Source organism: Lutibacter sp. (genome assembly GCF_033723435.1).
Lineage (GTDB): Bacteria > Bacteroidota > Bacteroidia > Flavobacteriales > Flavobacteriaceae > Lutibacter.
Window position 1 is genome coordinate 472,855 of the sequence record NZ_JAWVXC010000002.1, and the last position, 14,557, is coordinate 487,411.

16 protein-coding genes and 1 tRNA gene are annotated in these 14,557 nt (G+C 28.8%); 11 read left to right on the top strand and 6 right to left on the bottom strand.

Translation table 11 applies throughout. The annotated features are described in order from the left end of the window. Nucleotides 1–55: 55 nt before the first annotated feature. The 9 genes from R3342_RS05160 (at nucleotide 56) to R3342_RS05200 (ending at nucleotide 7,171) form a co-directional block, all read left to right on the top strand. Nucleotides 56–664, top strand: coding sequence for a DUF4230 domain-containing protein (locus R3342_RS05160; protein WP_318938648.1), 609 nt, complete (start codon nucleotides 56–58; stop codon nucleotides 662–664). Nucleotide 665: 1 nt separating this feature from the next. Next, nucleotides 666–1,019 carry an MmcQ/YjbR family DNA-binding protein gene (locus tag R3342_RS05165; protein ID WP_318938650.1) on the top strand — a complete coding sequence of 118 codons (354 nt, stop codon included), beginning with the start codon at nucleotides 666–668 and terminating at the stop codon, nucleotides 1,017–1,019. A gap of 12 nt (nucleotides 1,020–1,031) precedes the next feature. Continuing rightward, entirely contained in the window at nucleotides 1,032–2,621 is a 1,590-nt protein-coding gene (locus R3342_RS05170) for an aldehyde dehydrogenase (NADP(+)) (protein WP_318938652.1), read from the top strand. 58 nt (nucleotides 2,622–2,679) lie between these two features. Next, entirely contained in the window at nucleotides 2,680–3,171 is a 492-nt protein-coding gene (locus R3342_RS05175; protein ID WP_318938653.1) for a MarR family winged helix-turn-helix transcriptional regulator, read from the top strand. A 194-nt stretch (nucleotides 3,172–3,365) separates the two neighbouring features. Next, nucleotides 3,366–3,560: a 30S ribosomal protein S21 gene (gene rpsU, locus R3342_RS05180; protein ID WP_318938655.1), complete on the top strand. Its 195-nt coding sequence runs from the start codon at nucleotides 3,366–3,368 to the stop codon at nucleotides 3,558–3,560. 14 nt (nucleotides 3,561–3,574) lie between these two features. Further along, on the top strand, nucleotides 3,575–4,021 hold the full coding sequence (locus R3342_RS05185; protein ID WP_318938657.1) for a GNAT family N-acetyltransferase: 447 nt from the start codon (nucleotides 3,575–3,577) through the stop codon (nucleotides 4,019–4,021). Between the two features lie 6 nt (nucleotides 4,022–4,027). Then, nucleotides 4,028–5,431, top strand: a complete 1,404-nt coding sequence (locus tag R3342_RS05190; protein WP_318938659.1) for a sodium:solute symporter family protein — start codon at nucleotides 4,028–4,030, stop codon at nucleotides 5,429–5,431. Nucleotides 5,432–5,435: 4 nt separating this feature from the next. Continuing rightward, complete coding sequence (locus R3342_RS05195; protein WP_318938661.1) at nucleotides 5,436–6,509, top strand: alanine/ornithine racemase family PLP-dependent enzyme; 1,074 nt, start codon at nucleotides 5,436–5,438, stop codon at nucleotides 6,507–6,509. Nucleotides 6,510–6,592: 83 nt separating this feature from the next. Continuing rightward, on the top strand, nucleotides 6,593–7,171 hold the full coding sequence (locus R3342_RS05200) for a PhnA domain-containing protein (protein ID WP_318938663.1): 579 nt from the start codon (nucleotides 6,593–6,595) through the stop codon (nucleotides 7,169–7,171). A gap of 32 nt (nucleotides 7,172–7,203) precedes the next feature. Here the strand turns inward: R3342_RS05200 and R3342_RS05205 are convergent, their stop codons facing one another. After that, nucleotides 7,204–7,599, bottom strand: coding sequence for a hypothetical protein (locus R3342_RS05205; RefSeq protein ID WP_318938665.1), 396 nt, complete (start codon nucleotides 7,597–7,599; stop codon nucleotides 7,204–7,206). A 71-nt stretch (nucleotides 7,600–7,670) separates the two neighbouring features. After that, on the bottom strand, nucleotides 7,671–9,059 hold the full coding sequence (locus R3342_RS05210) for a dipeptidase (RefSeq protein WP_318938666.1): 1,389 nt from the start codon (nucleotides 9,057–9,059) through the stop codon (nucleotides 7,671–7,673). 121 nt (nucleotides 9,060–9,180) lie between these two features. Here R3342_RS05210 and R3342_RS05215 point away from each other — a divergent pair. Further along, nucleotides 9,181–9,262, top strand: a tRNA-Leu gene (locus R3342_RS05215). Nucleotides 9,263–9,323: 61 nt separating this feature from the next. On the opposite strand, the gene R3342_RS05220 is transcribed toward R3342_RS05215, so the two are convergent. Next, on the bottom strand, nucleotides 9,324–9,911 hold the full coding sequence (locus tag R3342_RS05220; protein ID WP_318938667.1) for a hypothetical protein: 588 nt from the start codon (nucleotides 9,909–9,911) through the stop codon (nucleotides 9,324–9,326). Between the two features lie 130 nt (nucleotides 9,912–10,041). Here R3342_RS05220 and R3342_RS05225 point away from each other — a divergent pair, with 130 nt between their 5' ends. Beyond that, the gene (locus R3342_RS05225; protein ID WP_318938668.1) at nucleotides 10,042–10,740 is read left to right on the top strand and encodes a hypothetical protein; all 699 of its coding nucleotides are present in this window, start codon (nucleotides 10,042–10,044) and stop codon (nucleotides 10,738–10,740) included. 15 nt (nucleotides 10,741–10,755) lie between these two features. Here the strand turns inward: R3342_RS05225 and R3342_RS05230 are convergent, their stop codons facing one another. From R3342_RS05230 to R3342_RS05240, 3 genes are all read right to left on the bottom strand, one after another. After that, nucleotides 10,756–11,199 carry a thioesterase family protein gene (locus tag R3342_RS05230; RefSeq protein ID WP_318938669.1) on the bottom strand — a complete coding sequence of 148 codons (444 nt, stop codon included), beginning with the start codon at nucleotides 11,197–11,199 and terminating at the stop codon, nucleotides 10,756–10,758. 85 nt (nucleotides 11,200–11,284) lie between these two features. Next, complete coding sequence (locus R3342_RS05235) at nucleotides 11,285–12,379, bottom strand: ABC transporter permease (protein WP_318938671.1); 1,095 nt, start codon at nucleotides 12,377–12,379, stop codon at nucleotides 11,285–11,287. 39 nt (nucleotides 12,380–12,418) lie between these two features. After that, nucleotides 12,419–14,527: a carboxy terminal-processing peptidase gene (locus R3342_RS05240; protein ID WP_318938878.1), complete on the bottom strand. Its 2,109-nt coding sequence runs from the start codon at nucleotides 14,525–14,527 to the stop codon at nucleotides 12,419–12,421. Nucleotides 14,528–14,557 lie beyond the last annotated feature (30 nt).

Here is a 14,557-nt window from a genome sequence, read left to right on the forward strand (position 1 = left end):
CTTATTAGCTGCTTTTTTTATGCCTTAAAACCAAATAATTTAGTAATTTTAAATTATGGAAATATTTTTAGGAATTATACTTGGTACTTTACTTACCTATTGGGGAATGTCCTTTTATCAGAAAAAAAGTAATGTAAACAAAATTGAATCTCAGGCTGTAATTTTAATTGAAAAAATTAAAAGTGTTTGCAAACTAATTACTGTTGAAGGCGATTTTGCTGAGATTTATCATTATGAAGATACTAAAAATCGATTTTTAAATATGATTGCTAGTAAAAAGAAGGCAATTCTATTAATTAATGCAACAGTTCATATTGGTTTCGATCTATCACAAATTAAGTTAGAAGCTAATAATGATAGACAAGAAATTGTGTTAACTCATTTTCCAGAACCTAAAATTTTAACTGTGGAAACAGATGTAAAATATTACGATAAAAAAGATGGTCTTTTCAATAAATTTGATGCAAAAGACTTAACCGAATTAAATCAAGCATCTAAAAAATTCATAATAAATAAAATACCTGAAAGTGGTTTGCTTATTACCGCAAAAAAAGAAGCTTTTGATACAATTTTAATGATTGAAAAATTAATAGAAACCTCAGGTTGGAAGCTAAATTATACTAATTTCAGTTTAGATAATAAAGAATCGGAAAAATTGAATTGATATGAATATTGAAGAGTTTAGAGAGTATTGCTTATCTAAAAAATACGTTACTGAATGTTTTCCATTTGATGAGAAAACTTTAGTGTTTAAAGTTGCAGGTAAAATGTTTGCTTTATCAGGTTTGGAGCGTTATCCATCCACTGTGAATTTAAAATGCGATCCAGAAAGAGCAATCGCTTTGAGAGAAGAATATTTTGATATTATTGAAGGTTTTCATATGAATAAAAAAAACTGGAACACTATAGTTATTGAAAGTAACGTGCCAAATAAATTAATAAAAGAATTAATAGATCATTCCTATGATTTAGTAATAAAAGGAATGCCTAAAAAGAAGCAACGAGAACTGGGCTTTTAAAACACATTAAATATGATTACAGGAAAAAATTTTATTGGAAATGTATTAAGTGCAACTGGTTTAAAAACATTTAAAACGTTTAATCCAAAAGAAAATATTGAAAATGAATATGTTTTTGTTGAAGCATCAAAATCTGAAATTGAAGTTGCGGTTTCTTTAGCAAATGAAGCTTTTAAAGAATATAGAGAAATTTCAGGAAATAAAAAAAGTGCTTTTTTAAATGAAATAGCCAATCAAATTTTAAAATTAGATGATGCGCTTATCGAAATATATTGTAAAGAATCTGGATTAACCAAAGAAAGAGCAATCTCAGAAAGAGGCAGAACCATTTTTCAACTAAAATCTTTTGCAAATTTAGTAAAAGAAGGCTCTTGGGTAAAAGCTATTATTGAAACTGCTGATGTAGAAAGAAAACCAATTCCAAAAGTAGATTTGCGAAAAATGTTAATTCCTTTAGGTCCAATAGTAGTATTTGGTGCTAGTAATTTTCCATTGGCATATTCAACTGCAGGAGGTGATACAGCAGCAGCTTTGGCTGCTGGTTGCCCAGTTATTGTTAAATCACATCCAATGCATGCAGGTACAGGTGAATTAGTTGCTAAAGCTATTATTAAAGCAGCTGAAATAACAGGAATGCCAAACGGAGTTTTTTCGAATTTAAACAGTAGTGGTATTGAAGTAGGAACCATTTTAGTTAAGCATCCTCAAATTAAAGCGGTAGGTTTTACAGGAAGTGTACAAGGAGGTAGAGCTTTATTTAATTTAGCAAGTCAACGCCCCGAACCAATTCCTGTTTTTGCAGAAATGGGAAGTGTAAATCCTGTTATTTTATTGCCAAAAGCATTACAAAACAGTTATGAAGAGTGGTCGGATATGTATGCGGATTCAGTTACTTTAGGAAGTGGTCAGTTTTGTACAAATCCAGGATTAATGATTGGAATTAAAAGTCCAGAATTAAATAATTTTATTGAAGTTTTAGCTAAAAAAATTGCCAAAAGAGAACCGACATGTATGTTGCATCCAACTATTTATAAGTCTTTTGAGACTAAAAAAGAAGCTGCATCAGTACAAAAAGGAGTAGATGTTGTTACTAAAGATTCAAATAATAACGTTCAAAATTTTGGAAGACCATCAGTATTAACAGTTGATGGAGAGCAATTTTTAAAAAATCCTAATTTACATCACGAGGTGTTTGGTCCATTTACTTTAATAGTGCAATGCGAAAATGAAAATCAGTTAGAAGAAATTATTTCTAAATTAGAAGGGCAATTAACAGGAACCATTATAAGTAATTCAGATGAGGTTTTAAAATTTAAAAAGATAGTTGATGCTCTTAAAAATAGAGTAGGGAGAATAATATTTAATGGAGTTCCAACAGGCGTTGAGGTATGTGAAGCTATGCAACATGGAGGGCCTTATCCTGCATCAACAGATAGTAGGTTTACAGCTGTTGGAACTTTGTCTATTATACGTTGGGTACGCCCGATTAGTTTTCAAAATTGGCCAAATAATTTATTGCCAGATGCATTAAAAAATGAAAATCCATTAAACATTTCTCGTTCCATTAATGGTGAGATATCTAATAAAAAAATTAATTCTTAAAATATAGTACTAGATTAGTATTCAAAATTGCTTAACAATTTTTACTTAATTTTGCAAAATGACATTTGTTGATATTTTAATAAAACTTAGAAAAATAGTACGTTCCGTAAATTTGGAAAGTAAACGTGTTGAAAAAGAACAAGGCGTTAGCATTCCTCAATTATTATGTTTGCAATATTTAGCGGAGCAAAAGGATTATAAAACTAATGCTTCAAAGTTAAAGGAATTTTTAAATTTAAATGCTAGTACAATTTCGGGGATTATAGTTAGGTTAGAAAAAAAAGGTTTTATAGCCAAACTTCCAAAGGAGGCAGATAAAAGAGTTACATTAATATCATTAACAGATAGAGGTATGAAATTACTGCAAAATGCACCTATCACTTTTCAACAGAAATTAACTAAAAAGCTTAAGTCTCTTCCACCTGAAAAAATAAATACTATTAATGAAGGTGTTGATTTGTTAATAGAGCTTATGGAAGTTAATGAAATTGGAGCTTTTCCAATTGTTACTATGGAAGAATTTCCTACAAATACTCAACAAAAGAAATAAACAAAACTCTTCCTATTTAATTAATTAATTTCTATAGAAATTAATTTCTAAATTAATTAATTTATCTAATAAATAATATAGTTAATGCTTTTAGTTTACTATATTAGTATTATTTCATTCTGATTTATTGTTCTTTTAATATTGTTTCTATAGAAACTATTTTTTACCTTTGCAGCAAATATTAAAATAATTATATGTTAATAATAAACGTTAAAGAAGGAGAAAAAATTGATAGAGCATTAAAACGGTATAGGAAAAAAACAAAAGACACAAAATTAATTCAGCGTTTAAGAGATCAAAAACAATACACAAAAAAATCAGTTAGAAGGAGAAAAAAGGTACAAAAAGCCACATACAAACAATATTTACAAGATCAACAGGATAAATAACCAAAACACAACAAATGACTTTTAAAATTTTTAATGAAACATTAAAACCTTCAGAAAAAGAAAAGGATGTAATTGTAAATTTTTTACATCAACATTTAGAAGAATATGGAGATGAACCTGAAGATATTAGAAAATGTTTAGACTTTGCAATTAAAGAGAGTCCAAATTCTATGGGAGGCTTTGTTTTAATTCTTACAGAGGATGACCAAATTAAAGGAATTACTATAGTAAATAAAACAGGAATGTCAGGTTATATTCCTGAAAACATACTTGTTTACATTGCTGTTCATAATAGTGCTAGAGGGCAAGGAGTTGGTAAAAAAATAATGAAAAGAGCTTTGGAGTTGTCTGATGGCGATATGGCTTTACATGTTGAACCAAATAATCCTGCTAAATTTTTATATGAAAAACTAGGGTTTGAAAACAAATATCTTGAAATGAGATATAAAAAACAATCCTAATAGTTTATGAATATTTTAGATGTCATAGTTTTTTTTGTATACATGCTTGCTGTTTTAGGAATAGGTTTTTACTATTTTAGAAAGAACAAGGATGTTAAAGATTATTACATAGGCGGTGGAAAAATGAGTAGTTTACATGTTGGACTATCCGTTGTAGCAACAGATGTTGGAGGAGGATTTTCAATTGGACTTGGAGGACTTGGATTTGTAATGGGTATTTCAGGATCTTGGATGTTATTCACAGGTATAATTGGAGCTTGGCTCAGTGCGGTGTTTCTAATTCCAAGAGTAGTTAAAAGTGGTCAAAAGTACCATTTTTTAACTTTTCCAGAATTTTTAAAGCATAACTATGGGCCAGTAGTTGCATTAGTGGCTGGTATTATTTCTTTTATTGGATACTTAGGTTTTACATCTTCACAACTTTTAGCTGGTGCAAAATTAGCCGTAAGTACTTTTCCGTCTTTAAGTTTAATAGAGGCATTAGTAATAATGGGAGTTGTTGCTTTACTCTATACCGCTTTTGGAGGTATGAAAGCAGTAATTTACACGGATACTTTTCAGTGGATTGTATTAATGTTAGGACTAATATTTGTCGGAATTCCAATTTCATATTTTTATTTAGGAGGTTATGATGCTATTATAAAAGTGCTTCCTGATAAGTTTTTTTCGCTAACAAATTTTTCATGGATACAGCTTATTAATTGGTTTGTAATTATTGTTCCTATTTGGTTTGTTGGAATGACATTATATCAAAGAATATATTCATGTAAAAATGAAGAAACTGCAAAAAAAGCATGGTTTATTGCTGGAATATTTGAGTATCCAATTATGGCTTTTATGGGAGTTGTTTTAGGGTTACTTGCTAGAGTTGCTGCAACTAAAGGTGTTTTTATTGCAGATGGATATGCAGATGCAACAAGCCTAGATCCTGAAATAGGAATGCCTCTACTTTTAAAACATGTTTTACCTGCAGGTTTAATGGGAGTTATGTTGTCAGCGTATTTTTCGGCTATTATGTCTACTGCAGATAGTTGTTTATTAGCGGCATCTGGTAATTTTGTGACAGATATATTAGGATTAAAGGATTTGAGTCCTAATACTATTAAATATTCTCAAATTATTACGTTAGTAGTTGGAGCTTCAGCAATCTTATTAGCCACTACCATGCAAAGCGTGTTAGGTCTTATGCTATTATCATACTCGTTTATGGTGTCAGGCTTATTAGTTCCTGTTTTAGGAATTCTTTTTCATAAAAAGAAAAAACCAAAAGCAGCACTATGGTCAATGTTAGTAGGAGGGTTTACAACACTGATTTTAACGTTTCTTAAAGTTAAAATACCTTATGGTTTTGATCCAATATTAATAGGTATTTTATTTTCATCAATTGTTTTTGTAGCAGTTAAAAAATAGTAATATGGCATATATAACTTTAAATAAAAAATCACTAGCAATTAATTACAGCTATCTTCAAAATTTATTTTATAAAAATAATATTGATTGGGCTCCTGTATTGAAATTGCTTTGTGGTAATAAAAAGTACTTAGAATATGTTTTATCATTAGGTAACGAACAGGTTTGTGATGCTAGATTAACAAACTTAAAAGTAATTAAATCTATAGATCCAAATGTTGAAACCATTTATATAAAGCCACCAGCAAAAAGAAGTATTGCAAATGTGGTGAAATATGCTGATGTTAGTTTTAATACAGAATTTACAACCATTAAATGGTTAGCTGAAGAAGCTCGTAAACAAGATAAAATTCACCGTGTAATTATTATGATAGAGTTAGGTGATTTACGAGAAGGAATTCTAGGGGAGCATTTAATAGAATTTTATAAAAAGATATTTCAACTTCCAAATATTAAAGTAGTTGGTATTGGGGCAAATTTAAACTGCTTAAGTGGCATTATGCCAAGTAAAGATAAATTGATTCAGTTAAGTTTATATGAACAACTAATTGAAGCTAAATTTGGTCAAAAAATTGAAGGAGTTTCAGGCGGTTCTTCAGTTATGATTCCTCTTTTATTAAAAAAGCAAGTTCCTAAAGGAGTTAATCATTTTAGAATTGGAGAAACTTTATTTTTTGGAGTAGATTTATTTTCCAATAAAACAATTCCAAAAATGAAGGATGATGTTTTTTTATTACACTCTGAAATTATAGAAATCACAGAAAAGCCGGTTGTTCCATATGGCGATATTGAAGAAAATCCTTCTGGAGAAATGCTAGAAATAAATCCTGAAGATTACGGAACTGTTCATAAAAGAGGTATTTTAGATATTGGACTTTTAGATATTTCAAATACAGATTTTTTAATTCCAACCGACAAAAGAATTACTTTTATTGGTGCAAGTAGCGATATGCTAGTAATCGATTTAAACGAAACCAGAAGAAAATATAAAGTAGGAGATGTGGTTTCATTTAAAATGAAATATATGGGAGCTTTGCGAATTATGAATTCAAAATACATTGAAAAAAGACTTATTTAAAGTTACTTTTTTGTACTTAAAAAATCAGCTAATTAGCTATTTATAAAATAAAATGTATTTTTGCGTCCTTATAAAAATAAAGGATGAGTATATTAAAAAAATTAGAAGCAAGAAGCGGAAATACATGCGAATTATGTGCTTCAACCGAAAACTTAAAACAATATAAAATTCCACCAACATCAAATGGAACAGTAGATGATAGTATTTATGCATGTGAAACCTGTATAGACCAAATTGAAAATCCTGATAATATGGATGCAAACCATTGGAGATGTTTAAATGATAGCATGTGGAGTGAAGTTGCTGCAGTACAGGTAGTTGCTTGGAGGATGCTAACTCGTTTACGTGATGAAGGCTGGCCTCAAGATTTATTGGATATGATGTATTTAGATGATGAAAATTTACAGTGGGCAAAAGCTACAGGAGAAGGAGAAGCTCCAGAAGATAAAGTAATTCATAGAGATGTAAATGGAGTAATTTTACAAGCTGGTGATTCAGTAGTTTTAATAAAAGATTTAAAAGTAAAAGGTTCAAGTATGGTTGCTAAACAAGGTACTGCAGTTAGAAGAATTTCATTAGATCCAGAAAATGCAGAATACATTGAAGGTAAAGTTGGGCCAACACAAATTGTGATTATTACAAAATACGTTAAGAAAATTTAAAAAAAAAGGAAATAACAATTAATTGTTCCCTACTAATAATCTCTTATATATTTTCTTGGATAATAAGTATTGTTTCTAATATAACTAGGAATATCTGATCTGTTAATTCTTTTAAGCTCAATAGTTCCTTTTGTTCTAATAAATTTTAATTTACCATTTTGTCCAATATATAAGTAATTTTTATTAGACCAGCCATTTTTTGTTTGAACTTTATACTTTCGAGAACTTGGGTAATATTTTACTGCATATAATGTTGCTCTATCATCTCCTGTGAAATAAGTTCTTATATGGGGACCAAACTTTGCATGACTTTTAAATAATGCTAAATAGTATGTTCCATTATTAAATTTTAATTTCCAATAAGACTTTTGAGCATTAATTGAAATGGTTATAAGGGTGAATAGTAATAGAAAAATTCCTTTTTTCATAATTATTTTAGTTAGTTAATAATTACAAAAAAAGGAAAATTATTTTATAACGTCAAAAAAGTAAATTTAATTTACTTATTCATTTCGGTGTAATACTTGTAAAATAAAGGAATAGTTTCAATTCCTTTTAAATAATTGAAGACACCAAAATGTTCGTTTGGTGAATGAATAGCGTCACTATCTAAACCAAATCCCATTAAAATAGATTTACTTTTTAGCTCATCTTCAAACAAGGCAACAATTGGAATACTTCCACCTGAACGTTGTGGAATTGGTTTAACTCCAAAAGTTTCTGTATATGCTTTGCTTGCAGCTTGGTACGCAACAGTATCAATTGGTGTAACATAACCTTGTCCTCCATGATGTTCTGTAACTTTAACGGTTACGGATTTTGGAGCAATACTTTCAAAGTGAGATTTAAATAATTTTGTTATTTCTTGCCAATCTTGATTTGGAACTAAGCGCATAGAAATTTTTGCGTAAGCTTTACTTGCTATAACTGTTTTAGCTCCTTCGCCTGTATATCCTCCCCAAATTCCGTTTACATCTAAAGTTGGTCTAATAGAATTACGTTCGTTAGTTGTGTAGCCAGTTTCACCATAAACATCTTTTATATCTAATGATTTTTTGTACGCTTCTAATGAAAAAGGTGCTTTGGCCATTTCTGCTCTTTCCTTAGCAGATAATTCTTCTACTTTATCGTAAAAACCAGGTATAGTTATGTGATTGTTTTCATCGTGTAAAGAAGCAATCATTTTTGTTAAAATATTGATAGGATTAGCAACAGCTCCTCCATATAAACCTGAATGTAAATCTCTATTTGGGCCAGTAACTTCTACTTCAACGTAACTTAAACCACGTAAACCAGTAGTTATAGAAGGTTGTGTGTTAGAGATCATGCCTGTATCAGAAATTAATATAATATCGTTGGCTAATTTTTCTTGATTTCGTTTTACAAACCACCCTAAACTAGTAGAGCCTACTTCTTCTTCACCTTCAATCATAAATTTTACATTACAAGGTAAATTGTTGTTTTTAGTCATATATTCTAATGCTTTTACGTGCATAAACATTTGACCTTTATCATCACAAGAACCACGTCCAAAAATAGCGCCTTCAGGATGAATTTCTGTTTTTTTAATTACTGGCTCAAAAGGAGGTGAATCCCAAAGCTCAATTGGATCAGCAGGTTGTACATCGTAGTGGCCATATACTAAAATAGTTGGTAAATTAGCATCTATAATTTTTTCACCATATACAATTGGATTTCCAGGTGTTTCACAAATTTCAACTTTAGAGCAACCAGCATTTTGTAATGCTTTTTCTACTGCTTCAGCAGTTTTTAAAATTGCAGGTTTATATTCAGAATCAGCACTTATTGAAGGTATTTTAAGTAATTCAATTAATTCATTAAGTAGTTGTTCTTTGTTTTGAGAAATATAGGATTTTAAATTTTTCATGAATGAAGTATTTTATAGGTTCAAAAGTAGCAATTATTATTCGAAATATATAGTATAAAAAAAATTAACAAGTGCTTTGCAAATAATAAGTATTGTGTATATTTGCATCTGCAATTAATAAGCGGGCGTGGTGGAATTGGTAGACACGCTAGACTTAGGATCTAGTGCCGCAAGGTGTGAGAGTTCGAGTCTCTCCGCCCGCACTAAAAAAGCTTCTCATTTTTGAGAAGCTTTTTTTATTATATAGCGTACAAATAACACCTTTTATAAAGCTTTTTTACCTTTTCTTTTATGTGATTTATTTGAATTGTTAGCTTTGTAAGAAGGTCTCACTTCTTTAATTTTCATGCTTTCGTATCTTAACCATTTTGAATTTTGTTTTTCAGAGAAGACTTTTTCTAAAGATTGATTTAATATTTTTTGTTGCTTGTCGACTTTGTCTACTATAGGTTTTAATAGTTCAAGTATTTTTAATCGTGCTTCTTTGAAATCATTTACATTAGGTGTTTTAGAACTTTCTGTTTTTTGCTCAATAAACCTTTTTACTTTACTAAAAACATCAGAATTGAAAGTTTTAATTTCATTAATCTTATTATTGTATTTTGTAATAGCCTTTTCAACAACTATCTTTTTCGATTCGTCTTTTATTTTGACTTTTTTAATAACTTCATCATAGTCATACATTAAAATGCCTGCCATATTTTCAACAGTAAACTTTTTAGGAGCTGATGTATTTCTTTGATAATTTTGTTGACCTCCGTAATTTTGATTATAACGCCTTTGTTGCGCAAATAATATTGTATTAAAAATTAAAAAGCAAATAGTAAAATATTGTTGTTTTGTAAGATTCATATAATAGTTTTTTAAAATTCAAATTTAAACTGTAAAAATCGGAAAAAATAATTTGAAATAAGTTATTAACTGAATTTTAACTAGATTATATATCTTTTTTGTATTTTTATAAGAACAAATAAGCAATATTATGAAAATAAAAATTATTGGTTTACTTTCCTTTTTTTTAATAGGAGGAATTGTAGTTCTAAATGCACAAAATAAACCTTGTAAAGTTTTAAAGGAAGGGATACAAAAAGAATATATAGGTAAATGTAAAAAAGGTTTAGCAAATGGAAATGGAGTTGCTAAAGGAATTAATACATATAAAGGGAATTTTAAAAAGGGGTTGCCAAATGGAAAAGGCATTCTAACTTTTGCTAACGGAAATGTTTATAATGGGCAATTTAAAAAAGGATTAATGGATGGTAAAGGAAAATTAACCTTTAAAGTAAATGGTGTAGATTCTGTTAGAGTTGGTATTTGGAGAGAAGGAAAATATATAGGTAAAATAAAAATCCCGGATTATTCTGTAAAATGGAATAGAGGTGTTGATCGATATTCATTTAGAAATATTTTAGAAATTAATAATTCTACAATTAATAAAGTAAAGATTAAATTTTTACAAAATGGAAACAAAAATGTTGGAATTACAAATATAAGACTTGATGGAAATAATGGAAATAGGATAGAAACACCTAATTATGTTGGTTTTGAAAATATTACTTTTCCATTTAAATGTAAAATAAATTATACAACAAATAATAAACTTAAAACATCAACTTATGATGTTATTTTTGAATTTGTAATTAATAAACCAGGCGAATGGGAAGTGATTTTAAATAATTAAAATTAATTTTAATTATTACTTGTTTAATATAATTTCTTTAAAATTTTCTGACTTAGGTAAATCGTAAAAAATATGTTGATATGCACTAGGCAAACCAGTTAATTTTCGTTTTTGTAAGTCAATCCATGCTCCATATACTTTTACTTCTGCTGAAAGTTTACCTATTTCATTAAAAATTTGGTGACTAAATTTCCAGCGTTCTAAACCTTTTGAGCTTTCTTCTAAAGTCATATTAACCGTAATGTTTTCTCCAATATGAATCTCTCTAAGAAAAGATGTTTCTTCTTTAAATAATATTGGACCAATATTTAGTTTTGCAAATTCATTTATAGAAAGTCCTTGTTTTTGAAAGAAACGGACTCTAACTTCTGCAGCATAATCATTGTAGGCAGTATGACGCATATGTCTGTTTGGATCAAAATCTGACCACTTTGTATTAAAGGTAACTTTAAAATTCATAGTTGTAAATTAAAAGGCAAATATAAGAGATACAAAAAAAATGTATTTGCTTTTGCTCCGTTATTTTAAAAAAACATCTTATTGCTTAATTTTTAACATCTAAAGCATCACGTAAAGCATTGCCAATAAGCATAAAAGCCATTACTAAACTCATAATTGCCAAGCCTGGTATTACTGCTAAATAAGCTTTTCCTAAAATAATATAATTATAATGGTCTTTAATCATTGCTCCCCAAGATGGAGTTGGAGGTTGAGCTCCTATTCCTAAAAAACTTAATCCGCTTTCAATTAAAATAGCTGCAGCAAAATTAGCAGCAGAAATAACAATAATTGGAGCTAAAATATTCGGTAAAATATGTTTAAAAATAATTCTGAAGTTAGAAAATCCTAATGCTTTTGCGGCTTCAATATATTGCATTTTTTTGATGCTTAATATTTGGCCCCTAACTATTCTGGCTACTTCAACCCACATTGTAAGTCCAACAGCAATAAATACTTGCCAAAAACCTTTTCCTAAAGCTAAAGTAATTGCGATTACTAATAATAAGGTTGGAATAGACCACGTAATATTAATAAGCCACATAATAAAAGCATCTATTTTTCCTCCAAAATATCCTGCAATTGCACCCATAGAAATTCCAATTACTAAAGAAATAAATACAGCAATAAATCCTATAAAAAAGGAGATTCTGGTTCCAATTAACATTCTACTTAATAAATCTCGTCCGTATTTATCCGTTCCAAGATAAAATGTTTTGCTTTTAATAAATTTTGTGATGTCTTTGTTTGAGAACTTAGAAATAGGATAAGTTTTAGTTAAACTTTGGGTATTATTTTCTGAAAAAACTTGTACTGTAAGCTGATTATTAGAAATACTATATTTGGTAATAGGAATTTCAGTTTGCTGACTTTTTTTTCCGAATAAAAAAGCATTGAAGAAAGATTGTTTGCTTACTTCATTAGAAGGAATAGTAAGCATTAACACTTTAAAACCTGGTTTTTTTGTGTGAATTTCTAAATGCATCTGATTTGCATTGCTACTATTATCTGGGGCTAAAACATATGCAAATATGGCTATGAATCCACATATAACAATAAACCAAAAACTTAGCACTCCAATTTTGTTTTTTTTAAACTTATGGAGTGCTAATGAAGTTAATGAGTTAATTTTACGTTTCAAAAGTTGAATTTATTATAACTATAAACGTAAAAGTAAGTATTAATTTTTTACCAAATGTAATTCGGGTTTTAATTTTAATTCACCTAAAACATTAATAGCTTCTTGCATGTAAATGTCCTTTTTTAAATTTCTATGCCAAGCTTTTCTTTTGTCAGATAAATCTTTATTATTTTTTAATAAAGGTTTTTCATATAAAGGAGATGTATAAGTTAAATTAGAAGTGTAATTTTTTATAGCATCGAATTTTTTTGCTTCCTTTTCGTTTGTTTTTATTTCATTTTTATAGTCCTTATAATCTAAATATACAGAAGTTTCATCTTGAGTTTTTTTCAGCCAATGCGCATTTTCATCTATAAGTTTAAAATAATTATTATTTGCTATTCGTTTTTTGCTATTATTTATAGTTTCACTAAAGTTTTCATAATTATTCCAAAGTGAATAGGTAGCAGCAGGAACTTTATCAAAAGGTAATGGGTTTTCTAAATCTCGTTCCCCAATTTTTAAGTAGGTAAATTTATCTGGTAACATAATATCAGAACGAACACCATCTAATTGTGTAGAACCACCATTAATTCTATAGAATTTTTGAATAGTCATTTTTAAGGCTCCCAAATCTTGTTTTGAATTTGCATATCTGTTTAAGTCTAATAAACTTTGAACGGTACCTTTTCCATAGGTTTGTTTACTTCCGATTATAACAGCTCTTCCATAATCTTGCATAGCAGCTGTAAAAATTTCAGAGGCTGAGGCAGACAATTCATTTACTAAAATTACTAATGGACCATCCCAAGCTATTTTCGCACTTTTATCTTCCTTAACATTAGCATTTCTATCTCTATATTTTACTTGTACAACAGGTCCTTTACCAATAAATAATCCTGAAATTTCTATGGCAGTTTTTAATGATCCTCCACCATTATTTCTAAGATCAATCACTAAACCTTCAACATTTTCCTTTTTTAATCGTTCAATTTCTTTAGCCATATCGGTAGCGGAATTTCTAAAATTCTTTTCGTCAAAATCGATATAAAATTTAGGTAAATTAATGACGCCAAATTTTCTGTTATCTTTAGTAACTACGCTAGATTTTACAAAAGTATCCTCTAATTCAACCACGTCTCTAATAATGGAAATTACTTTAATGGAACCGTCTAGTTTTTTTACAGTTAACTTAACTTCTGTACCTTTTTTACCTTTAATATATTCAATAGCATCATCTAAACGCATTCCAACAATATCTACTGGTTCACCATCTCCTTGTGCTACTTTTAAAATAATATCACCAACTTCAAGCTCTCCTTCTTTCCAAGCTGGACCTCCAGAAATTAATTCGCTAACTTTGGTATAATCGTTTTTCTTCATTAATCGTGCGCCAATACCTTCTATTTTACCAGACATTGAAATGTCAAATTGTTTTTTAACACTAGCGTCAAAATAAGTTGTATGAGGATCAAAATCTTCTGCAATACTATTTAAATAAGTAGAAAACCAATCTTGATAAGATATATCATGCATTCTTATAAAAAAGTCGCTCATATTTTCTTTTGTTTTTGATCGAGCAGCTTTTTCAAGTTCTTCAAAAGATTTTTTCTTATAGGTTTTATCTTCTTTTAGCTTATCATTTTCTGCGGTAAGATTATCATATAAACGAGATAAAGTGTTTAATTTAAGTTGTTTACGCCAAATTGAAATTAATTCACTTTTGTTTTTAGCATAAGGCGTTTTATCATAATCTACATTTAAAATTTCTTTTTTATTGAAATCAAATGGTTTGGCTAAAATTTCAGGATAATAACTTTCTGCTTCCTTTATTCTTTGAGTTAAACGATTATAAACTAAATAGAAAAAGCTTAAATCTTCATTTTTTATTTGGTCATCAATGTCTGTTTTATATTTTGAAAACTCATCTATATCTGATTGTAAAAAATAGTGTTTAGACGGGTCTAAACTTGTGATAAAATTTTTGTAGACGTTTCTAGAAAATTCATCATTTAACTTCTTCGGCTGGTAGTGTCCCTGGGTTAATACATATTTTAATATAGATAATAGTAACTTATCGTTAGGATTATTGTTTGCTTTTGTGCTATACCCAAATAATAGTGTAAAAACTAATAAAATAGGTATCAAAATTTTGAATTTTTTAATCATCATCTGTCTATTCCTTTTATGTTAAATGCT